Source organism: Variovorax humicola, from assembly GCF_037889915.1.
Taxonomy (GTDB): domain Bacteria; phylum Pseudomonadota; class Gammaproteobacteria; order Burkholderiales; family Burkholderiaceae_C; genus Variovorax; species Variovorax humicola.
The window spans coordinates 203,705-225,452 of the sequence record NZ_JBBKZV010000001.1; the positions used below are offsets into that span (position 1 = coordinate 203,705).

Consider the following 21,748-nt stretch of genomic DNA (forward strand, 5'->3'; position numbering starts at 1 on the left):
GCGTCACTGCTCGCGCGCCTCGCCGGGCGCGCGACTCAGTTCATTGTTGGCTTGCACCAGCGTGCGCAGCATGCGCATGAACTCGGCGCGGTCGGTGCTGCTGAGCGGATCGAGCATGCGCTCTTGCGCCCGCCGCATCGACGGCACCACGTCGGCCAGCAGCGTGCGCCCTTCGTCGGTGAGCGTGAGCAGGCGCACCCGCTTGTCCGTTGGCGATGCATTGCGCTGCACCAGGCCGCGTGCCTCGAGCCGGTCGATCACGCTGGCCGTCGTCGAGGTGTCGAACCCGATCGTGCGGGCCAGCGTTCGCTGATCCACGCCGGGGCTGTTCTCTATGCCCTGCAACGCCGAGTACTGCACCGGCGTGAGGCCGTGAGCCTCGGTCTCCTGCAGGAACACCGCCACCGCAATCTGCTGCAGCCGGCGGATGTAGTGGCCCGGCAAAGTCTCCAGGTCGATGATGGATTTGCGCGCTTTCGCTTTCATGGCTTCCTTGAATTCGACTAAGGGCTAACCCTGATAGTCCGCAGTCAGTTTATCACTACACTTATACTCAGTGTACTGATGATCAGTATGCGGTCATTCAAAAGGAAGCTCTCATGAACGCAAGTTCCTCCTCCCTCCCGGTGCTGGTTGCCGGCGGCGGCATTGGCGGCATCGCGGCGGCGCTGGCGCTGGTGCGGCGCGGTTTTCCGGTCAAGGTACTGGAGCAGGCCTCGCAGCTCGGCGAGATCGGCGCCGGGCTCCAGTGCGGCCCCAACGGTTTCGCCGCGTTCGACGCGCTCGGCATCGGCGAATTCGCCCGGGCCCGCGCCGTCTACACCGACGATATGGTCATGCACGACGCGCTCGACGAATCGCTGGTCGGCCGCATCCCGACGGGCAAGGCGTTCATCGAACGCTTCGGCAATCCGTATGCGGTGATCCACCGGGCCGACGTCCATACCTCGCTGCTGGAAGGCGCGAAGGCGGCGGGCAACATCGAAATCGCCACTTCGGTGCAGGTGCAGCGCATCGAGCAGGACGAGCAAAGCGTGACCGTGTTCGACGCCAAGGGCGGACAGCATCGTGGCATCGCGCTGATCGGCGCGGACGGCGTGAAGTCCGCAGTGCGCCGGCAATACGTGGCCGACGAGGCACGGGTGTCCGGCCACGTCGTCTACCGTGCCGTGATCGACAAGAAGGACTTCCCGGCCAACCTGCAGTGGAACGCGGCCAGCATCTGGGTCGGCCCCCACTGCCACCTCGTGCACTACCCGCTGCGCGGCGGCGAGCAGTACAACGTGGTCGTCACCTTCCACAGCCGTGACCAGGAGGAGTGGAGCGTGCGCAAGGGCAGCCGCGAGGAGGTGCAGGGCTACTTCGAAGGCATCTGCGCGAAGGCACGCCAACTGATCGACCTGCCGAAGGACTGGACCCGCTGGGCCACCGCCGACCGCGAGCCGATCGGCCAATGGAACTTCGGCCGCGTCACGCTGCTCGGCGACGCGGCGCACCCGACGCTGCAGTACCTCGCGCAAGGCGCCTGCATGGCGATGGAAGACGCGGTGACGCTGGGCGAAGCGCTGCGCGTGAAGGACAACGACCTGGGCCGTGCCTTCGAGCTCTACCAACGCTCGCGCGTGGCGCGCACCGCACGCATCGTGCTGTCGGCGCGCGAGATGGGGCGCATCTTCCACGCGAAGGGTGTCGAGCGCCTGATCCGCAACGAGCTGTGGAAGGACCGCTCGCCCGAGCGCTACTTCGACGCCATGGAATGGCTCTACAGCTGGAAGGCAGACAACTGCCTTGCCGCCTGAAAACTTCCGGAGAAACAGATGACCCAACAACTTGGCCGCCTCGAAGACCTGCCCGTCGACTACGTCGCCGCATTGAAGGCGCAGAACCTGGTGCCGCTGTGGCCCAACCTGCGCGCCGTGCTGCCGCCGGAGAAGCCCATCCCCAATACCCGGGCGACCCACTGGTCGTACGAGGCGTTGCGCCCCCTGCTGCTGAAGGCCGGCGAACTGACGCCCATCGAAAAGGCCGAGCGCCGCGTGCTGGTGCTCGCCAATCCGGGCCATGGCCTGGAGAAGATGCAGGCCAGCGCCGCGATGTACCTCGGCATGCAGTTGTTGATGCCCGGCGAATGGGCACCCGCACATCGCCACACGCCCAATGCCGTGCGCATGGTCGTGGAAGGCGAGGGCGCATGGACTACCGTCAGCGGCGAGAAGTGCCCCATGCAACGCGGCGACCTGATCCTCACGCCAAGCGGCCTGTGGCACGAGCATGGCCATGACGGCACCGAGCCCGTTGTCTGGCTCGACGTGCTGGACCTCCCGCTGGTCTACTACATGGAAGCGTCTTATCACGTCGACGGCCCGGCGCAGGCCGTGTTGTCCGGTCGCGGCGATCGGGTCTACGCACGCGGCGGCGTGGTGCCGACGCAGGTCTTCGGTGCGACGCGCAATGGCTATCCGATGCTGCGCTATCCGTGGGCCGAGGCACGCGCGGCGCTTGAAACGCTGGCGCTCGAGGAGCCGTCGCTCGACGCCGTGCAAGTGACCTACACCAACCCGGAGACCGGCGGCGACGCGCAGAACATCCTCGGCTTCCATGCGCTGATGCTGCGGCCGGGCCAAATCTTGCGACTACCGGCGCGGTCGCCGGCCTCGGTTTTCCACCTGATCGAAGGCGCCGCCGATGTCCGGGTCAACGAACAGGCCTTCGATCTGGCCGAGGCCGACACCTGCTGCGCGCCAGGCTACACGCCGGTCACCCTGAGCAATCGCTCGGCGACCAGCCCGGCCTTTCTCTTCATCGCCGACGAGGCACCCCTGCACCGCAAGCTCGGCGTGTACGAGAACCGCGGCTGATTCCCTTCTTCAAGAACCAAGGACACACACTTCATGACCACCTATCTCTGGAACCCGCCGCCCGTCCAATCCCTGCCGGTGCGCGGCAAGGCGGAACGCCTGCCGATCAACCGCCTGTTCTTCGTCGGGCGCAACTACCACGCGCATGCGGTCGAGATGGGCAAGCCCGTCGACAAGAGCGTCGAGCGGCCGTTCTATTTCACCAAGTCGCCGCAGACGCTGGTGGAGTCCGGCGCGACCGTGGCCTACCCGCCCGAGACGAAGAACTATCACCACGAAATGGAACTGGTGCTGGCCATCGGTGCGCCGGGCTTTCGCGTGGCGCAGGAGGATGCGCACGAACTTGTCTACGGCTATGCCTGCGGCCTCGACATGACGCGGCGTGACCTGCAACTCGTGGCGCGCGACAAGGGCCGTCCCTGGGACCTGGGCAAGGACGTGGAAGCGTCTTCGGTGGTGTCCGAGGTCGTGCCCATGCAAGGCCGGGTACTCGACAAGGGCGAACTCGCGATGACGGTCAACGGCCAGCCGCGCCAGAAGTCGGACCTCGACAAGCTCATCTGGAACATCCGCGAAATCATCGCGGACCTCTCCTTGTTCTATCACCTGCAACCCGGCGACCTGATCTTCACCGGCACGCCCGAAGGCGTTGGCGCCCTGGCGGAAGGCGACCGCATCGACGGCCACATCGCAGGCGTGGGCGAAATCTCGCTGCACGTCGGCGCCGCCGAATAAGCACGCGCCCCAAGGAGACAAGACATGACACCGACAACCGACCCCGCGCTCGACGCCCGCCGCCTGCGCACCGTGATCTGGGTCGTGGCGCTGGCCACCGTGGGACTCATCTTCGACGGCTACGACCTCGTCGTCTACGGCACCGTGGTGTCGACCTTCCTGCGCGACCCGTCGCACATCGGCACCGTGACGCCGGCCATCGCCGGTGCGCTCGGCAGCTACGCATTGGTCGGCGTGCTCGTCGGTGCATTGATGGCGGGCAGCGTCGGCGACATCCTGGGGCGACGCAAGGTGATGCTGTTCGCGTATGCCTGGTTCTCCATCGGGATGGCGCTCACGGCCATGGCGACGACCGCGACGGCATTCGGCTGGCTGCGCTTCTGCACCGGCCTCGGCGTCGGCGCACTGGTCGCGACGACGGGCGCGCTGGTGTCGGAATATGCGCCCAAAGGCAAGAAGAACCTGTGCAACGCCATCACCTACGGCGGCGTGCCGCTGGGCAGCTTGATGGCGGCCTTGCTCGCCATCCTGCTGATGCAGCACATCGGCTGGCGCGGCATGTTCAACATCGGCGCGCTGCCGCTGTTCACGCTGCTGCCGCTCGCGTACTTCAAGATGCCCGAATCGGTGGCTTGGCTGGCTGCGCGCGGCCGCATGGATGAGGCGCGTGCCATCTCGGAGAAAACGGGGGTCGAGATTCCCCGGACGACGGTCCAAGCGGTCGACCAACCCGCGTTCGCAGGCGGAGGCAAGGCCGGTTTCGCGGGCCTGTTCAGTGGCCACTACATCTTCCCGACCATCGTCCTCGGCCTGATGAGCGCCACCGGCCTGGTGCTGGTCTATTCGCTCAACACCTGGCTGCCCGAACTGATGCTGCGCGCCGGCTTCAATGCCAAGGGGTCGCTGTCGTTCCTGCTGGTGCTCAACGGCGGCGCGCTGTTCGGCGCGCTGGCAGCCTCGGGTGCGGCCGACCGGTTCGGTCCGAAGCCGGTGGTGGCCAGTTGCTTCGGCATCGGTGCCATCGCGCTGCTCCTGCTCACGCTGGGATTCCCGCTGGCTGCGTTGCTGTTGATCGTGGCCGTCGTCGGACTGGGCACCAGCGGCACGCAGACACTGATCTACGGGTTCGTCGCCAACTACTACCGCACCAACGTGCGCGGTGCGGGCGTCGCCTGGTGCGCGGGGTTCGGCAGGCTCGGTGGCGTGGGCGGTCCCGTGCTGGGCGGCTTGCTGATCAGCGCGGGCCTTGCGCTGGATTCGATCTTCTACGTGCTCGCGGCCCTGGGCGTGCTCGGCATGCTGCTCACGCTGCTGGTGCCGCTCGCGCGGGACGCCCGGGAAGACAAGCGCGTGAACCGCGTTGCCTTGACGCCGCGGCCGCGCTGAGCACCACTACCCATGCGTGCCGCTACGACCCTTTCACCGTCGCGCGGCCGGTGACCCATTGGCGGATGGTGCTCAGCACTTTCGACTTCTCGGGCGCGCTGGAGCCGATCGGCCGCCGTCGATATTGCGCCCGCTCCTCTTCCAGCACTTGCATCAACGCGGCGAAGTTCTGCTCGCTGTAGGCCCAGACGCCCGACACCACGAAATGACCCGGCAAGGCGTTGGGCTTCGGGCGCATCCGCACGTTGATGGCGCCGATGCGGTCCATGGTCTCGGCGCGTTCCGATGCTTGCTGCTCCCCGGCGCCCAGCACATCGACCCGGCGCGACAAGGCGAAATTGATCGCCTGGATCTGTGGGAACTTCTCGGAGATGAAAACGCAGATTTCGAGAAAGATGAGCCGGCCGACGTGCCGGTAGTCCTGGCGCACGAGGCGCGTCGGGTTGAAGGCTTCGATGTGGATCTCGGTGCCGCTCTTCGACAGCGGAACAGGCTCCAGCGTGGCCAGCAGCGTGTCCCGGTCGTAGACAAACATCGGCTGGTCCAAAACATAGGGTTGCGCCCCGGGGCCGGTGATCCGGAGTTGTCTGAAATGCATGAACGACGAGTGCGGGCACCGCGGCCGGGGCTATGGAGCGACCTCGGCACGCTTCGAAAACTCCCTGCTACGGGCAATTATTGCTCGGACTGTCGTGTGCTTGCGGATCGAAGGCGCCTTGCTCAGGGGCCGGGCGAGACGGGCGTCACGGTTTCGCGCAGAACGCCGCCACCCATCACGCTGCCGTCGACGCTGCTCACGCCAGTGCCTGTCACGCGCTGCTCGCAGGCGGCGCGATCGTCGGCGGGCTGTAATTGGCAGCGGGCCAGCGCGTTTTGCTGGTACCTGATCGGTGATTCACTGGTCAGGCCGTTGCGACGCGCTTCCTCCCGCGCCGCGCCGGCTTCGCGAATGCAGGCGGCACGGTCTTGCTGATTGTTGTTGCAAGCGGCAATTTCGTTTTGATAGCGGGTGTCGGAACCCGGGCCTCTCGCAGGCTGTGCGGCGAGGGCGGCGCCGGCCAGTGTCGTGGTCATCGCCAGTGCCAACAAACGGGAACGTATAACGGTTGCGGTCATGAGAGCACTCCTGTTGGACGGGCTCGATCGAAAGAACGAGCCGGTGCGCCAGCATGGTCCGCGGATGGCCGAAACACTGTCGGACGAGGCGCCCTGCGGCCGGCCCCTGCGCGGTAAAGACTGTGGGACAAGTCCTTCAAACTGCACAGGGCTGCGCACGCCAAGTGCGCCGGCCTCTCGACGTCCTTTCGATCGGCCTTTCAACCGGCCCTCGACTGGCCTGTCGATCGGCCACTCAACGTCCTCTCGACGTCCTCTCGACGTCCCCTCAACCGGCCGCGATGCGGTTGGCCAGATGGCTCAGCGCTTCTTCCACCTGATCGACCAGGATCAGCGACAAATCGCCCGGCTGCAGTCGCTCGAGCGCTGCGTCGATGGCGATGAACTCGCCGCGGATTTCCTCGATGTGGCGGGTGCGGCCCGCGCCGACCAGGCCCTGTCGCAACAAGGCCATCACCTCGCCGTCGGCGCGGCCACGCTGGGCTGCATCCTGGTAGAGGATCACGTCGTCGAAGGCTTCGCCGAGGATGGCCGTCTGGTCGCGGATGTCGCTGTCGCGCCGGTCGCCGGCGCCGCTGATGACCACCGAGCGCTTCCTGGAAGGCATAGTGTCGACGGCGGCAACCAGCGCCTTCATGGCGTCGGTGTTGTGGCCGTAGTCGGCGATCACGGTCGCGCCGCGGAACTCCATGACGTTGAAGCGCCCGGGCACGCCGGCCGCATCGTTCTTGAAGCTGGCCAGGCCGCCGCGGATGGTGTCCCAATCCATGCCGATCGACCAGGCCGCGGCCACCGCCGCCATCACGTTTTCGACCTGGAACATCAGCGTGCCGTTGCGGGTGATCGGCACGTCGCGCAGCAGCACGCGCTCGCGCCACGATCCCTCGGCCGCGACCAGCGTGTCGTTGTCGACATACACGGTGCGCTTGCCCTGCGCGCGGTGCGTGGCCATCACCGGATGCTGCCGGTCGGCCGTGAAGAACACGACGCTGCCGGGGCAACCGGCGGCCATGGCCGCCACGTTCGGGTCGGCCGCATTCAGCACCGCATAGCCCTGGTTCGCCACGTTGCGCACAATCACGCGCTTCAGTACGGCCAGGTCTTCCACCGTGGTGATGTAGTTGAGTCCGAGGTGGTCGCCGCTGCCGACGTTCGTCACCACGGCCACCTGGCAGCGGTCGAAGCCGAGGCCCTCGCGCAGCACGCCGCCGCGCGCAACCTCGAACACGGCGGCATCCACGTCGGGGTGCAGCAGCACGTTGCGCGCGCTCTTGGGTCCGCTGCAGTCGCCGCTGTCGGTCTGGCGCCCGTCGACGTACACGCCGTCGGTGTTGGTCATGCCGGTGCGCAGGCCGCTCGATGCGAGCAGGTGGTTGATGAGGCGCGCGGTGGTGGTCTTGCCGTTGGTGCCGGTGACCGCGATCACCGGGATGCGGCCGTCGTCGCCGGGCGCGAACATGGTGTCGATGATCGCCTCGCCGACCGCTCGGCCGCGGCCGAACGACGGCGAGATGTGCATGCGCAAGCCGGGTGCGGCATTGACCTCGACCACACCGCCGTGTTGTTCTTCGAGCGGGCTCAGCACGTTCTCGCAGACCATGTCGACGCCGCAGATGTGCAGACCGACCATCTGTGCCGCGTCGACGGCGCGCGCGGCGATTTCAGGGTGCACGGTGTCGGTCACGTCGGTGGCGCTGCCGCCGGTCGACAGGTTCGCGTTATTGCGCAGCACCACGCGCTGGCCGCGCGTCGGCACGCTGTCGGGCGTCAAGCCCTGTGCCTCGAGACGGCCGACCGCGATGTCGTCGAGCCGGATCTTGGTCAGCGACGTGGCATGGCCCTCGCCGCGGCGCGGGTCGAGGTTCACGGCCTCGACCAGTTGGCGCACCGTGGACGCGCCGTCGCCGATCACCTGCGGCGGATCGCGGCGCGCGGCGGCCACGAGCTTGTCGCCGACCACGAGCAGGCGGAAGTCGAAGCCGGGAAGGAACTTCTCGACCATCACCTCGCCGTACTCGGCGGCCGATGCGAAGGCCGCATCGAGTTGCTCGCGCGACGTGATGTTGACCGTGACGCCCTTGCCCTGGTTGCCATCCTGCGGCTTCACCACCACCGGCAGGCCGACGTCCTGCGCGGCGGCCCAGGCGTCGTCCGGGTCGGCCACCGGGCGGCCCAGCGGCACCGGCACGCCGGCCGCGTTGAGCAGTTGCTTGGTGAGCTCCTTGTCTTGCGCGATCGACTCCGCCACGCCGCTGGTGCTGTCGACCTCGGCGGCCTGGATTCGGCGCTGCTTGGAGCCCCAGCCGAATTGCACCAGGCTGCCTGCGGTGAGGCGGCGATACGGAATGCCGCGCGCCACCGCCGCATCGACGATGGAGCCGGTGCTGGGCCCGAGGCGTTCCGACTCGTCGAGGTCGCGCAGTTCGGCCACTGCGGCATTGGCGTCGAAGCCGGTGCCATCGAGCGCGGCCTGGATCAGTTGCACAGCCTGCGTGAAGGCCAGTCGGCCGACGGCCTCTTCGGTGTATTGCACCGTGACCTGGTAGACGCCGGGTTCGGTGGTCGGCGCGGTGTGGCCGAAGCTCACCTGGCAGCCGGCCTGCGTCTGCAACGCCATGGCCGCGTTCTCCAGCACGTGGGCCAATGCCAGCGGATGGCCGAGCACGATCGGGTGCAGTTCGCCGATGGTCGGGAACAGCGCACGCAGGCGTGCTTCGAAGCCTGGGAGTTTTTCGATCGCGTTTTCGTCGCTGGGGCAGGCCACGATGGCTTCGATGGTGGTGTGGCGGCTCCAGAGATTCGGGCCGCGCAATGCGCGGATGCGTGTGACTTCCATGGCTCAGGCGTGTTGTTTTTCTTGAAAGGGAGCGGACTGGGAAAGTTGCAGCGACGCGAGCGCTGCCTGCAGGTCGGATTCGAAGGCTTCGACGCCGGCGCCGATCAGGTTGAGCGGAATGCCCAGCGCCCATGCCGCCGCCACCGCCGCCAGCAGGCTGTCGATGCTCACGCCCGCATGGCTCGCGCGCCAGACGGTCAGGCGGCCCAGGCCGGGCAGGAAGGATTCGCTGCTGCCATTGGCCAGCACCACGCGGTCTTGCCGCACCAGCACCGACTTGCCGCCCGCGTCGCGATGCGCGGCCAGCGGCTCGGCGCCCGGGTCGGCCGCATAGAGGATCACGGCGCCATCGCACAGCGGCGCGAGCCCGGCCACGCGCGTATCGGCTGCATTCAGCACCGCAGTGCCTTCCGGCAGCACCACGTCGACCTGGGTACGCAACACCTTGACCATCTGGTCGCTCTCGGTGATGTCGTAGTCGCCCAGCGCCTCGGCCCCTTCGAGATCGGTCACGATGCCGACCTGGCAGCGGTCATAGGCCAGGCCGTCGCGCAGGATGGTTTCGGCGCCGCTTTCGATCACCACGGCCTGCACCGCGCGGTTCACCAGCAGGCGGTGGCCGGCTTCCCAATTGGCGCTGTCGCGCGCATCGACGCGGCGCCGCGCAAGGAACAGGCCGTCGCGGCAGGCGAGCCCGGTGTGACGGCCACCCAGGTCGATCAGCCAGGCGACCAGGCGAGCCAGCACCGCCGTGTCTTTCGAGCCGGTGACGCCGACGACCGGAATGCGGCCCGGCGCGTCGTCGGGAAAAAGGTGGTCGCATATCGCGCGGCCGACCGGGCGGGGCGAGCCGACCGCCGGCTTCAGGTGCATCAGCAGCCCGGGTCCGGCATTGACTTCGACGATCGCGCCGCCTTGCGCCGCGAGCGGTCGCGAGATGTCCTGGGCGACCAGGTCGATGCCCGCAATGTCGAGCCCGACGACACGCGCGGCCAGCGAGGCCGCATGCGCCACTTCCGGATGCACCTGGTCGGTGCAATCGACGCCGAGGTTGCCGTTGCGCTGGATGACGACCACGCGGCCGGCCTCGGGCACCGACTTCACGTCGAGCTTCTGCCGCTGCATTTCGAGCAGCAGCTTCGAGTCACTGTTCACGTCGATGAAGTCGAGCGGATATTCCTCCTCGACGCCCCGGCGCGGATCGCTGTTGAGCTGGCTGTCGACCAGCGCCGCCACGTTCGACTGGCCATCTCCCGTCACCGTGATGATCTCGCCGCGCGCCGCCGCCACGACCTGTCCGCCGACCACCAGCAACCGGTGCTCCGAGCCGCGGATGAAGCGTTCGACCATCACGTCGCTGCCTTCGGGCTCGGCCACCGCGAACGCAGCCTCGACTTCCTCGCGCGTGGTCAGTTCGAGCGACACGCCGCGGCCATGGTTGGCATCGGAGGGCTTCACGACCACCGGCAGGCCGATGTCTTCAGCCGCCTCCCAGGCCTGCGCCGCATCGGCCACGACCTGGCCTTCGGGTACCGGCACGCCGCAGCTCGCGAGCAGCGACTTGGTCAGTTCCTTGTCGCTGGCAATCGATTCGCCGATGGCGCTGGTGTAGTCGGTCTCGGCCGTCCAGATGCGTTGCTGCTTCGCGCCGTAGCCCAGCTGGACCAGGTTGCCGTTGTTCAGCCGCATGTGCGGGATGCCGCGGTCGGTGGCGGCGCCGACGATGCAGGCGGTGCTCGGGCCGAGGTAGCAGTCCTCTACCTTGCCCTTGACCACGCCGACGCAGGCCTGCACATCCGCGGGGCCGAACGGGTCGTCGTTGATGGCGGCCATCAGCAGGCGATGGCCCTCGGCCAGCGCGGCCCGGGCCACCTCTTCGTCACGCGCCCGGAACACCATGCGGTAGACGCCGGTCTTCGAGGTGCTGCGGGTCTGGCCGAAGCCGGTCGGCATGCCGGCCAGGTTCAACAGCTCGATCACCACATGCTCCAGCACGTGGCCGGCCCATGTGCCTTCGACGAGGCGCTGGATGAAGCCGCCACGTTCGCCGACACCGCAATGGTGCTCGATGAGGGCAGGCAACAATGCGGTCAGGCGGTCGGTGAAGCCCGGGACCAGATTGGACGGAAAGTCTTCCAATCGGCCCAGATCAAGCCACACTTCGAGCACGGGGCGGTAGGTCCAGAGATTGGGCCCGCGCAAATATCGGATGCGAGGCAGCTGGATGTCGTCGAAACGGGTCATGAAAGCGTTCGATGTGTTTTGTCTGGTGCGGAGGCGCCTTCAGGCGCGTCCCCCGCGATGGGTCAGAATCGGCGCCCATCGGGCGCCATGATGCGGCCCGAGGCGGGCCAGAGATACGAAACCACAATGCAACATCACGATCCAGTCGGCACCCCGGAGGGCGAAGCAGGAGCTGCCCTGAAAAGTCGGCTCACAGCCGCGGAAAACGTTCTGGCCACTCTGATGGTTGACCTCGACGGCGAACTCCGTTTTGGCAACGGCCTGCTTGCGCTGACCGATTCCCGCGTGCTCGCGCGCGACCCCGATGGTAGCTGGCGCGAGTGGCCTTTGTCGGACACCGGCCAGGCACTCCATTTGACCGACCATGCCGGCATCGGCACGCTCGACTTCCTCGACGACCAGCGGCTGCTGGCACGCTGGCGCTACACCTTGGCGCACCAGGCCGCAGCGCTGCGCCTGCTCAAGTTGTTCGACCAACGCGTTGCCAGCGTCGCGCAGGTTGCTGCCGCCGCGGCCGAAGCGGCCGAACTGGACGACATTGCCGCCGGGGAGACCGAAGCCCAGAAGACGCCGTCGACGTGGGTCCTGTTGCGGCTCGGCCGCTTCGCCAAGCCGTATCGCCGCCAGCTCATCATCGGATTTCTGCTCACGCTGGCCTCGACGGCAGCGACGCTGGTGCCGCCCTACCTGACCATCCCGCTGATGGACGACATCCTGATCCCGTTTCAGAACGGGCAGCAGATCGCGGTGGCCAAGGTCGTGATATTTCTCGGCGCGCTGCTGCTGTCGGCACTGGCCGGCTGGGCACTGGGATGGGCGCGCACCTACCTGCTGGCGCTGGTGTCCGAGCGCATCGGCGCCGACCTTCGCACCACCACCTACGAGCACCTGCTGACGCTGCCGCTCGACTACTTCGGTGGCAAGCGCACCGGCGACCTGATGTCGCGCATCGGCTCCGAAACCGACCGCATCAACGTTTTCCTCTCGTTGCACGCGCTCGACTTTCTGACCGACGTGCTGATGATCGCGATGACCGCCGTCATCCTGGTGTCGATCAACCCGTTGCTGGCCGTGGTCACGCTGGTGCCGCTGCCTTTCATCGCCTGGATGATCCATGTCGTGCGCGACCGCCTGCGCACCGGCTTCGAGAAGATCGACCGCGTGTGGAGCGAGGTCACCAACGTACTGGCCGACACCATTCCCGGCATCCGCGTGGTCAAGGCCTTCGCTCAGGAAAAGCGCGAGGCCGACCGCTTTCGCGAAGCCAACAAGTACAACCTCCAGGTCAACGACAAGCTCAACAAGACCTGGTCGCTGTTCACGCCCAGCGTGTCATTGTTGACCGAGATCGGGCTGCTCGTGGTGTGGGGCTTCGGCATCTTGCAGGTGGCGCGCGGGCACATCACGGTGGGCGTGCTCACCGCATTCATCGCCTACATCGGCCGCTTCTACACGCGGCTGGACTCGATGAGCCGCATCGTCTCGGTCACGCAGAAGGCGGCCGCCGGCGCCAAGCGGATCTTCGACATCCTCGACCATGTGAGCAACGTACCCGAGCCGGCCAACCCGGTGAAGGTCGACAAGATCAAGGGCCGGATCGAGATGAAGGGCCTGGGCTTCCGCTACGGCTCGCGCGCGGTCATCCGCGACCTCGACTTGGTGATCCAGCCCGGCGAGATGATCGGCCTGGTCGGCCACAGCGGTTCGGGCAAGAGCACGCTGGTCAACCTGATCTGCCGCTTCTACGACGTCACCGATGGCGCCATCAAGGTCGACGGCACCGACATCCGCCGCTTCGCCGTGGCCGACTACCGGCGCCATGTCGGGCTGGTGCTGCAGGAGCCGTTCCTGTTCTTCGGCACCATCGCGCAGAACATCGCCTACGGCAAGCCCGATGCAACGCGCGAAGAGATCGTCGCGGCGGCGCGCGCGGCACATGCGCATGACTTCATCCTGCGGCTGGCGCACGGCTACGATTCGCTGGTGGGCGAGCGCGGGCAGGGCCTGTCGGGCGGCGAGCGCCAGCGCATCAGCATTGCACGGGCGCTCTTGATCGACCCGCGCATCCTGATCCTCGACGAAGCCACGTCGGCGGTCGACACCGAGACCGAGAAGGAAATACAGAAGGCGCTCGACAACCTCGTGAAGGGACGCACGACCATCGCCATCGCCCACCGCTTGTCCACGCTGCGCAAGGCCGATCGGCTGGTCGTGATGGACCGCGGCGAGGTCGTCGAGGTCGGGCCGCACGACGCGCTGATGGAAAAGCAGGGCGCCTACTGGCGGCTGTACCAGGCGCAACTCCGGCACGCCGATGACGACGAGGAAGCGGCCGAGCAACGCAGCGAGGTCTCCGCCGTGCTGCACACGCACGCGGCTCATCCGGCGGGGCAAGCATGATCATGAACATTCGAATCGAACGCGATGCCTTCGGCCGGCTTGTGCTGACCGATGCGGATGGCGAGCAGCACGTCGGCATCGTGCCGGTGCGCGCCTTTCCGCTGACGGCGCCGGACCATGGCATCTCGCTGGTGGGCAGCGACGGCCGCGAGCAGGTGTGGGTCGACCGCATCGACGACCTGCCGGCAGGCACGCGAACCCTGCTGCAGGAAGACCTCGCCGCGCGTGACTTCGCGCCGACGCTGCTGAAACTGCACCGCGTGTCGAGCTTCGGCGTGCCGAGCAACTGGTACATCGCCACCGATCGCGGCGAAACCAGCTTCGTGCTGAAGGCCGAGGAAGACATTCGCCGGCTCGAAGGCGGCGCGCTGCTGATTGGCAGTGCGCAAGGCGTGCAGTTCCGCATCGCCGATGTAAAGGCGCTGGACCGCGCTTCGCGGAAGTTGCTCGAGCGGTTCCTGTAGGGCGGATCCGGGCCGATCGCAACCCTATCGCAATCCAAGTCCGCGCAACACGTCGTAGCAAGCGCCCATGGTGTGATAGTCGGTCTTGCCGGCCGGACTCTTGTGATCGGACAGCGCGCGGTTGTCGTTGCCGCGCTTGAAGTACCAGGCACCATGCCGATGGTCGATCATGTGGGCCCAGCTGTAGGTCCAGATGCGGTCGTACCAATCCCAGTAGGCCGACTCTCCGGTGCGCACGGCCAGCAGCGCCGCGGCGGCGAGGCTTTCCGCCTGCACCCAGAAATACTTCTCGCCGTCGCACACCTGGCCGTCGGGTGCACTGCCGTAGACCAGGCCGCCGTGCGCGTGGTCCCAGCCGCGTTGCACGGCGGTGTCGAAGAAGTGGCGCGCGGTCGGCAGCAGCCAGGCGGGGCGCCGGCCCTCGGGCAGACGGGCCTCCAGTTGCAGCAGCAACTTGGTCCATTCGGTGAGGTGGCCGATCTGGTAGCCCCAGGGGCGGAAGATGTTGGTGTTGTCGTGGCGGTTGTAGTCCCAGTCGACCGACCAGTCGCTGCGGTAGTGCTCCCACACCAGGCCGCCGGCCAACGTCGCCTGGCGCTGCGCGATGTTCTCGGCCAGGGTTACCGCTCGCGCAAGAAACGCTTCGTCGCCGGTCGCTTCGTGCGCCGCCAGCATGGCCTCGCAGCCGTGCATGTTGGCGTTCTGGCCGCGATAGCTGCTGACTTGCCAGTCGGTCGTGGCATCGTCGGCATAAAGGCCGTGGGCTGGTTCCCAGAAGCGCTGTTCCATCAGCGCGAATGTCGCGTCCAGACCCGCACGCGCTTCGCTCGCACCTGCCATCAGCGCATGCGCATGCGCCAGCAGCACGAAGGCGAGTCCGTAGCAATGCTGGGTGCCGTCCTTCACGCTGGCGCGTTGGCCGTCCCAATCGATCATCCAGGCATAGCCGCCTTGTGGCTGGGCATGCGCCTGCGCCAGAAAGCGCAGGCCATGACGCACGATGTCCAGATCGCGCGGACGTTCCGCGGCGCCGAACTGCCGCAGCGCCGTCGCATGGTTGAACACGAAGCGCGTGCTGCTGACCAGATGCCGCTGGCGCGTGTCGAACACCACGCCGTCGTCGCGGAAGTAATGAAAGAACCCGCCGGTCGGGTCCACGTCGCGGCCGTCGTAGAAGGCCAGCGTGTGGCGGACGTGGTCCAGCAGGAATTCGGGTGATCGGAAGTCGGGCATGGCGCTGTCGGTTTGGATCGGACCTCCCCAGTGTCGGCGATTCGGCGAAACTTGCCCGCTCGGCCTACTGCGTTTCATGGGGAGATTTTCAAGATGCACACCACCGCGCTCGTCCTGTTCTCCGGCGGGCAGGATTCGACCACATGCCTGGCGCAGGCGCTTTCCAGATACGAGCGCGTCGAGACGCTGGGCTTCGACTACGGCCAGCGCCACCATATCGAAATGGATGCCCGCCGCGTGGTGCTCGCCAACCTCCGCGATCGCTTTGCGCAATGGGCGCCGCGCATGGGCGAGGACCACGTGCTCACGCTGGCGGCCCTGCAGCAACTCGGCGGCTCGTCGCTCACCGACGAGGTCGCGTTCGCCATGCAGGCGGACGGTTTGCCCAACACCTTCGTGCCCGGGCGCAACCTGCTGTTCCTCACGCTGGCCGGTGCGCTGGCCTATCGGCGTGGCCTGCAGGTGATCGTCACGGGCGTTTGCGAGACCGACTTCTCCGGCTACCCCGACTGTCGCGACGACACGATGAAGGCCATGCAGATCGCGTTGTCGCTGGGCCTGGAGCGGCGCCTGCTGATCGAGACGCCGCTGATGTGGATCGACAAGGCCGACACCTGGAAGCTGGCCCATTCGCTCGGAGGGCAAGCGTTGATCGACTTGATCGTCGAAGACACCCACACCTGCTACCTCGGCGACCGCGTGCACCGCAACGCATGGGGCTACGGCTGCGGCACTTGCCCGGCCTGCGACTTGCGCCAGCGGGGCTGGGCGGGCTACCTGGAGCGCGAAGCGAACTCGCCGTCCAGGCCGTAGTCGCGAGACGCTCTGCGGATCGTCATGCAATCGCTGCCGCGGTGTTGAGGCGGTAGCGGGCCGGCCCGTCATCGGCCTGTGGCACCAGCGTCCACCGCTGGTGGTGATGATCGCCGACGCCCGCCCGGTGCGCGATGGAGATCATGGCGCCGCCCGCCGCGTGAACCGTCGCCGCGAGGCGCTTGTAGAGAATGTTCTCGGCTTCCTTGTCGAGTGCGCTGGTGGCCTCGTCGGCAAACAGCCAGGCCGGCTTCTTGAGCAGCACACGCGCAATCGCGAGGCGCTGCTGCTCGCCGCCCGAGAGCTTCTGGCTCCAGGCGTCGCTGTCGTCCAGCCGGCTCGCCAACTGCGGCAGCAGGGCGCTGTCGAGGGCCGCGCGCAGCGCTTCTTCGCTGTAGTCGGCGGCGGCATTCGGATAGGCGAGCGCGTCGCGCAGCGTGCCGTCGGGCACGTACGGCCGCTGCGGAATGAACATCGCGTTGTCGGGCACGCTCACATGCCCCCGCGCGAACGGCCAGATGCCGGCAAACGCGCGGAACAAGGTCGACTTGCCGCTGCCCGAGGGACCCTGCAGCAACACCGTGTCGCCGGCCTGCACCTGGAGCGCCGCGTTGGCGAGCAGTTGCGTGCCATTCGGCAAGGCAATGCTCAGGTCGTCGGTGTGCAAGGCGGCCCCGCCGCTGTCGCGTGCCAGCGCATCGTTCGATGTCGCGTGGGCCCGCATCGCGTCGTCGAAGGACGTAAGACGGTCGGCCGTGGCGCGCCAGACGGCCACGCGGTCGTAGTTGTCGACGAACCACGAGAGCGCGTCCTGCACCGTATTGAAGGTGCGCGAGACCTGCATCAGCTCGCCGAACTGGATCGCCCCACTGAAGAAGCGCGGCGCCGCCAGGAAGAACGGAAACACCACCGACAACTGCGCGAACGAAGAAGTGAACGCGACCAGGTTCTTCTGCTGCGTGATGAGCGACAGGTAGTTGCGCAGCACGCTGCGGAAGCGCAGGTCGAGTTGCCCGTGCTCGACCTTTTCGCCGCGGTCGAGCGCAATGGCCTCGCTGTTCTCGCGAACGCGGATCAGGTGGTGCCGGAAGTCGGCCTCGAAGCGCTGCTGGTTGAAGTTGATGCCGATCAGCGGACGCCCGATCAGGTGTGTAAGGCCCGTGCCGATCACGCAGTACAGGACAGCCACCCAGACCATGTAGCCGGGAATGGTGAAGTCGTGGCCACCGAGCGCGAACGAGAGCGGGCCGGACAAACTCCACAGGATGCCGATGAAAGTCACCAGCGTCACGACCGAATTCAGGATGCCCATCGACAGCGTCACCGTGTAGTCGGTGAACATCTGCATGTCTTCCTGGATGCGCTGGTCGGGGTTGTCGGCGGTGGCCTCGCCCGCTCCGGCGGCATAGCGCGCCAGCTCGAGCCGGTAGAAAGTGCGATTCGCCAGCCATCGGTCCAAGTAGGTGCGCGTCATCCAGGCACGCCAGCGCACCTGCAGCAACTGGGTCAGATAGAACTTGAACACGGCCACCAGGATCCCGGCCATCGCGAGGTAGGTGAAGCGCAGCAGCTGCGTCCAGAACACCGGTTGGTCCTTGGCCTGCAACGCGTCGTAGAAGACGCGGCTCCAGTCGTTGATCAGCACGGTCACGTACACCGTGCCGAGATTCAGCGCGACAACCGCGAAGAGCAGTCCTCGCGCCTTCCATCTTTCTTCGGAGCGAAAGTAGGGTGCCGACAACTGGCCGATGCGGCGCAGCGTGGCGAGCATCGATGGGCTGCGGGTGGGAGGAGAAGCAGAAGAAGTCATGAACAACGATCGTGAGTCGCGCCAGCGGCGCATTGGCGACCATCCTAGCTTTGGTAACGCCGCTCGGCTTAGGCGAAGTTGAAGCGGGGTGGCGTCCCAAGGCGGCAGGTGAGACGGGCAACCGCGTCCACACGAAGGCGGACCTCATCGCCTGGGGAGTGACGCGTGTCCTTCGGTATGCTCGGAAAACAAATATCTGACTTCAGGGAGATGAAATGTTCAGGCGAAATATCGTTGTGGGCGATCCCCCGGCAACTGGTGGCAGCGTGCTGCCATACGACGGTCCATCGTTCACCGTGCACGGCCACCAGATCGCTCTTGCCCCAACATGACAAACAAGGAGTTCAGCTCCACGGTATTGGCGTTGCGTGACAAAGCCGTGTCGCTCATCGCGAGAAAGCGCCTCCCGGAATTGGAGCGGTGTTACAAGGCTGGACAAGCCCGCGTGAAAGACTGGTTCGGAGTTGCAGACCAGGCAATGCGTGAATTTCTTCAGGATGGCTTGACTTGCTTTGCGCGCGAGTGTTGCGCAACCTTGACAGCAAGAACTTCGTCCGACTCACAGCGAGTGGGAAGCTTGTGGGCTGCACAATTCCTAACCACGGCGATACCACCGTGGCCATGGTCTGCGGGCCTGACGTGTCAACGCACACAATTGCGTTCAACACCTCGTTCTGCCATCTGCGGGACACTTCGGCTGAGGCCGATTCGAAGCTGTCGACGCTCATTCATGAGGTGACGCATTTCGATGACACTTTTGGCAGCTTCGATTCGATCTATTACCTGCGAGAGTCCCGCAAGGCAGTGGGAACGGAGCGGAGCAAAGTGAAAACAAATGCGGACAGTCTTGCAGGCTATGTCGTTTGGGGGGAAGTCTTTTATGCGAGCTAAGGCACTCGCCGCGTTCGCGATGCTTACTAGCTTTGGATTGGCATCTGCGTGCCAAATCATCGTGCAGACTACGTTGACTTTTCCCGATGGTTCGGCAGATTTGGAGCGCGCGCAGATCCTCAAGCTGAGGGAATGGCTGGATCACGCAAATGCGCAGTTCGGAAAATACAAGGGTGTCTATGTAGAGACCGGGGCTTCGGCGAAAACCGCCAGCGAAGCAAAGGAATTGGCACAACGGCGCGCTGGCAACACAGTGCGCGCACTTCATATGCTGCTTCCATACAGCGTGCCAATAGAAACTAGCTCGCACGGCTACCGTGAGAAACGAGTCGCGCTCGATGGTGGCAACGACTACGCCACGATCCAGATCAATCCAGATTTCAAGGCGATCGTTGTTCCGGATTGCAATCCGATCCCGATCCGCTGAGCGGCGGTTCCGTCAAAGGGCCGCCGCCTTTGCGCTCAGCCCTTCTTGCCGTCGCCGCCGATCCCCGGTACCAGCGGGCTCGAGCCTGGCAGCAGCAGGCCCGAGCGGGCATACGACTGCAGCTTGTCGCGCGTGTCGACGATGTCGAGATTACGCATCGTGAGCTGCCCGATGCGGTCTTGCGGCGAGAACGCGCCGGCCACCTTTTCCATGCTCAGCCGCTCGGGCTTGTAGGTGAGGTTCGGCGAGTCGGTGTCGAGCAGCGAATAGTCGTTGCCGCGGCGCAGCTCGACCGTCACTTCGCCGGTGATGGCGCTCGCCACCCAGCGCTGCGCCGTCTCGCGCAGCATGATCGCCTGCGGGTCGAACCAGCGGCCCTGGTACAGCAGCCGGCCGAGCTTCAGGCCGTTCATGCGGTATTGCTCGATGGTGTCTTCGTTGTGGATGCCGGTCACCAGGCGCTCGTAGGCGACGTGCAGCAGCGCAAGGCCCGGCGCCTCATAGATGCCGCGGCTCTTGGCTTCGATGATGCGGTTCTCGATCTGGTCGCTCATGCCCAGGCCGTGGCGGCCGCCGATGCGGTTGGCTTCCATCAGCAGGTCGACCGAATTGGCGAAGGTCCTGCCGTTCAGCGCGACCGGCATGCCTTCTTCGAAGCGCACCGTCACCTCTTCGGCCTTGACGACCACGTCGTCCTTCCAGAAGGCCACGCCCATGATCGGGTTGACGATCTTGATGCCGCTGTTCAGGTGCTCGAGGTCCTTGGCTTCGTGCGTGGCGCCAAGCATGTTGGAGTCGGTCGAGTAGGCCTTCTCGGCCGACATCTTGTAGCCGAAGCCATGCTGCGTCATGAAGGCCGACATCTCGGCGCGGCCACCCAGTTCGTCGATGAACAACTGGTCGAGCCAGGGTTTGTAGATGCGCAGCGACGGGTTGGTCAGCAGGCCGTAGCGGTAGAAGCGCTCGATGTCGTTGCCCTTGTAGGTGCTGCCGTCGCCCCAGATGTTGACGTCGTCTTCCTTCATCGCCGCCACCAGCATGGTGCCCGTGACTGCGCGGCCGATCGGCGTGGTGTTGAAGTACGTGATGCCGGCCGTCGAGATGTGGAAGGCGCCGCTTTGCAGCGCGGCAATGCCCTCGGCCACGAGCTGGCTGCGGCAGTCGATCAGGCGCGCCTTTTCGGCACCGTACTGCATCGCCTTGCGCGGGATCTCGTCATAGTCCGGCTCGTCGGGCTGGCCCAGGTTGGCGGTGTAGGCGTAGGGAACGGCACCCTTGAGCTTCATCCAGTGCAGCGCCGCGCTGGTGTCGAGGCCGCCGGAAAACGCGATGCCGACTTTCTGGCCGACGGGAATGGATTGGAGGATGGTGGACATGGGCGAATGGGGTAGGCCAGTGAGCCGTTGATGGCCGTGCGGCCACGGCGCTGTGGGAATTTCGGGAACCGCGTATTTTCAGCGCTTTTTGGGACGCAGCCCAAAGGACCCCGAAGGCGGCCCGGCCGCCGCGTCAGGGTGGGTTGCTAATCCCGCTGGCGACGTGGCCCGAGGGCACATGCCGCGCCGCCGCGTCGACGTGCCCGGTCTGGTCGTCGAAGAAGAAGTCCGGCTCGAACTCGCGCAGGAACTCGCCCTTGGGCAGCCCGCCGAGGAACATCGCCTCGTCGACCTTGATGTTCCAGTCCATCAGCGTGCGAATCGCGCGTTCGTGCGCCGGCGCGCTGCGGGCGGTGACCAGCGCGGTGCGTATGCGCATGTTCGAGTTGCCCGCTTTCTGCAGGCGATGCAGTGCCGCCAGCAGCGGCTTGAAGGGCCCGCCGGGCAAGGGCATCGTGGCCTTGCTCTTTTCGTGCGCCTGGAAGGCGTCGAGCCCGTGGCTCTGGAACACGCGCTCGGCCTCGTCGCTGAACAGCACCGCGTCGCCGTCGAAGGCAATGCGAACTTCATTGGGCCAAGCGTCGCTGGCCTTCACCGATTCGACCAGCACTCGCGCCGCAGGAAAGCCCGCATTCAAGGCCTCGCGCACGTCTTGCGCGTTGACCGACAAGAAAAGATGCGCTCCCAGCGGCCGCAGGTAGCCGTACGGCGCCCGTCCCTGCGTGAACACGCCGCGCTGCAGCTTGATGCCGGCTGCGCCGCCGGAGCGGAACACGCGCATGCCCGACACCGGATCGTTGCGCGAAAGGATCACGACTTCGACTCGCTCGGTGCCGTCATCGTTGAAACGCAGCAGCTTCTGCACCAGCTGGTACGCGATGCCGGGTTGTGCCGGCACGTCGAGCCGCTCGAACTGCAGCCGCATGTAGCCCTCGGAATCGCCCGATTCGAACAGCCGGTTCTCTTCCTCGAGGTTGAACAGTGCGCGCGATGAAATCGCTACAACCAGTTTGTCGGTCAAGCTAGCTGGCACATGGCCTCCGATCAAGTTCCGGCCCCTGGTGGATGGTTCGCGCGAACACGACGGAGCCGGCGTTGCCCGGCCATTGGTGTTGCCCCCGGTGAGGGGTTGGGCGGCCTGCACCAAGCGGGGCCAACC

18 protein-coding genes are annotated in these 21,748 nt (G+C 66.2%); 9 read left to right on the forward strand and 9 right to left on the reverse strand.

All coding sequences use genetic code 11. The features are described from left to right. Positions 1-3 precede the first annotated feature (3 nt). Positions 4-486, reverse strand: coding sequence for a MarR family winged helix-turn-helix transcriptional regulator (locus tag WKW80_RS00940; protein WP_340361653.1), 483 nt, complete (start codon positions 484-486; stop codon positions 4-6). A gap of 113 nt (positions 487-599) precedes the next feature. Here WKW80_RS00940 and WKW80_RS00945 point away from each other — a divergent pair, with 113 nt between their 5' ends. The 4 genes from WKW80_RS00945 to WKW80_RS00960 are packed head-to-tail and all read left to right on the forward strand — an operon-like array spanning position 600 to position 4,979. Then, on the forward strand, positions 600-1,799 hold the full coding sequence (locus tag WKW80_RS00945) for a 3-hydroxybenzoate 6-monooxygenase (RefSeq protein ID WP_340361654.1): 1,200 nt from the start codon (positions 600-602) through the stop codon (positions 1,797-1,799). A gap of 18 nt (positions 1,800-1,817) precedes the next feature. Continuing rightward, positions 1,818-2,858, forward strand: a complete 1,041-nt coding sequence (locus WKW80_RS00950) for a cupin domain-containing protein (protein WP_340361655.1) — start codon at positions 1,818-1,820, stop codon at positions 2,856-2,858. 33 nt (positions 2,859-2,891) lie between these two features. Next, the gene (locus WKW80_RS00955; RefSeq protein ID WP_340361656.1) at positions 2,892-3,593 is read left to right on the forward strand and encodes a fumarylacetoacetate hydrolase family protein; all 702 of its coding nucleotides are present in this window, start codon (positions 2,892-2,894) and stop codon (positions 3,591-3,593) included. Positions 3,594-3,617: 24 nt separating this feature from the next. After that, positions 3,618-4,979, forward strand: a complete 1,362-nt coding sequence (locus tag WKW80_RS00960; RefSeq protein ID WP_340361657.1) for an MFS transporter — start codon at positions 3,618-3,620, stop codon at positions 4,977-4,979. Between the two features lie 22 nt (positions 4,980-5,001). On the opposite strand, the gene WKW80_RS00965 is transcribed toward WKW80_RS00960, so the two are convergent. The 4 genes from WKW80_RS00965 to WKW80_RS00980 all read right to left on the reverse strand — a co-directional run bounded on the left by WKW80_RS00965 (position 5,002) and on the right by WKW80_RS00980 (position 11,175). Then, entirely contained in the window at positions 5,002-5,514 is a 513-nt protein-coding gene (locus WKW80_RS00965; RefSeq protein WP_340361658.1) for a hypothetical protein, read from the reverse strand. Between the two features lie 185 nt (positions 5,515-5,699). After that, positions 5,700-6,095, reverse strand: a complete 396-nt coding sequence (locus tag WKW80_RS00970; protein WP_340361659.1) for a hypothetical protein — start codon at positions 6,093-6,095, stop codon at positions 5,700-5,702. 268 nt (positions 6,096-6,363) lie between these two features. Beyond that, on the reverse strand, positions 6,364-8,931 hold the full coding sequence (gene cphA, locus WKW80_RS00975; protein ID WP_340361660.1) for a cyanophycin synthetase: 2,568 nt from the start codon (positions 8,929-8,931) through the stop codon (positions 6,364-6,366). Positions 8,932-8,934: 3 nt separating this feature from the next. After that, the gene (locus WKW80_RS00980; RefSeq protein ID WP_340361661.1) at positions 8,935-11,175 is read right to left on the reverse strand and encodes a cyanophycin synthetase; all 2,241 of its coding nucleotides are present in this window, start codon (positions 11,173-11,175) and stop codon (positions 8,935-8,937) included. A gap of 126 nt (positions 11,176-11,301) precedes the next feature. Between WKW80_RS00980 and WKW80_RS00985 the strand changes: the two genes are divergently transcribed. Further along, on the forward strand, positions 11,302-13,575 hold the full coding sequence (locus tag WKW80_RS00985; RefSeq protein WP_340361662.1) for a cyanophycin metabolism-associated ABC transporter: 2,274 nt from the start codon (positions 11,302-11,304) through the stop codon (positions 13,573-13,575). A gap of 2 nt (positions 13,576-13,577) precedes the next feature. Next, positions 13,578-14,039, forward strand: coding sequence for a cyanophycin metabolism-associated DUF1854 family protein (locus WKW80_RS00990; RefSeq protein ID WP_340361663.1), 462 nt, complete (start codon positions 13,578-13,580; stop codon positions 14,037-14,039). Between the two features lie 24 nt (positions 14,040-14,063). On the opposite strand, the gene WKW80_RS00995 is transcribed toward WKW80_RS00990, so the two are convergent. Continuing rightward, positions 14,064-15,272, reverse strand: a complete 1,209-nt coding sequence (locus WKW80_RS00995; RefSeq protein WP_340361664.1) for an AGE family epimerase/isomerase — start codon at positions 15,270-15,272, stop codon at positions 14,064-14,066. Positions 15,273-15,365: 93 nt separating this feature from the next. On the opposite strand from WKW80_RS00995, the gene queC reads away from it, so the two are divergent. Next, positions 15,366-16,085: a 7-cyano-7-deazaguanine synthase QueC gene (gene queC / locus WKW80_RS01000; protein ID WP_340361665.1), complete on the forward strand. Its 720-nt coding sequence runs from the start codon at positions 15,366-15,368 to the stop codon at positions 16,083-16,085. A gap of 22 nt (positions 16,086-16,107) precedes the next feature. On the opposite strand, the gene WKW80_RS01005 is transcribed toward queC, so the two are convergent. Further along, positions 16,108-17,895 carry an ABC transporter ATP-binding protein/permease gene (locus WKW80_RS01005; RefSeq protein ID WP_340361666.1) on the reverse strand — a complete coding sequence of 596 codons (1,788 nt, stop codon included), beginning with the start codon at positions 17,893-17,895 and terminating at the stop codon, positions 16,108-16,110. A 615-nt stretch (positions 17,896-18,510) separates the two neighbouring features. Here WKW80_RS01005 and WKW80_RS01010 point away from each other — a divergent pair. Both WKW80_RS01010 and WKW80_RS01015 read left to right on the forward strand, forming a co-directional pair. Continuing rightward, entirely contained in the window at positions 18,511-18,786 is a 276-nt protein-coding gene (locus tag WKW80_RS01010) for a M35 family metalloendopeptidase (protein ID WP_422822834.1), read from the forward strand. Positions 18,787-18,859: 73 nt separating this feature from the next. Next, positions 18,860-19,213, forward strand: a complete 354-nt coding sequence (locus tag WKW80_RS01015; protein WP_340361667.1) for a hypothetical protein — start codon at positions 18,860-18,862, stop codon at positions 19,211-19,213. Between the two features lie 35 nt (positions 19,214-19,248). Here the strand turns inward: WKW80_RS01015 and argG are convergent, their stop codons facing one another. Together argG and WKW80_RS01025 are read right to left on the reverse strand one after the other, a co-directional pair. Further along, positions 19,249-20,589 (reverse strand): argininosuccinate synthase, encoded by a 1,341-nt coding sequence (argG, locus tag WKW80_RS01020; RefSeq protein WP_340361668.1) that lies wholly within the window; start codon positions 20,587-20,589, stop codon positions 19,249-19,251. A 133-nt stretch (positions 20,590-20,722) separates the two neighbouring features. After that, positions 20,723-21,622, reverse strand: a complete 900-nt coding sequence (locus WKW80_RS01025; RefSeq protein ID WP_340361669.1) for a 5'-nucleotidase — start codon at positions 21,620-21,622, stop codon at positions 20,723-20,725. Positions 21,623-21,748: the final 126 nt, after the last annotated feature.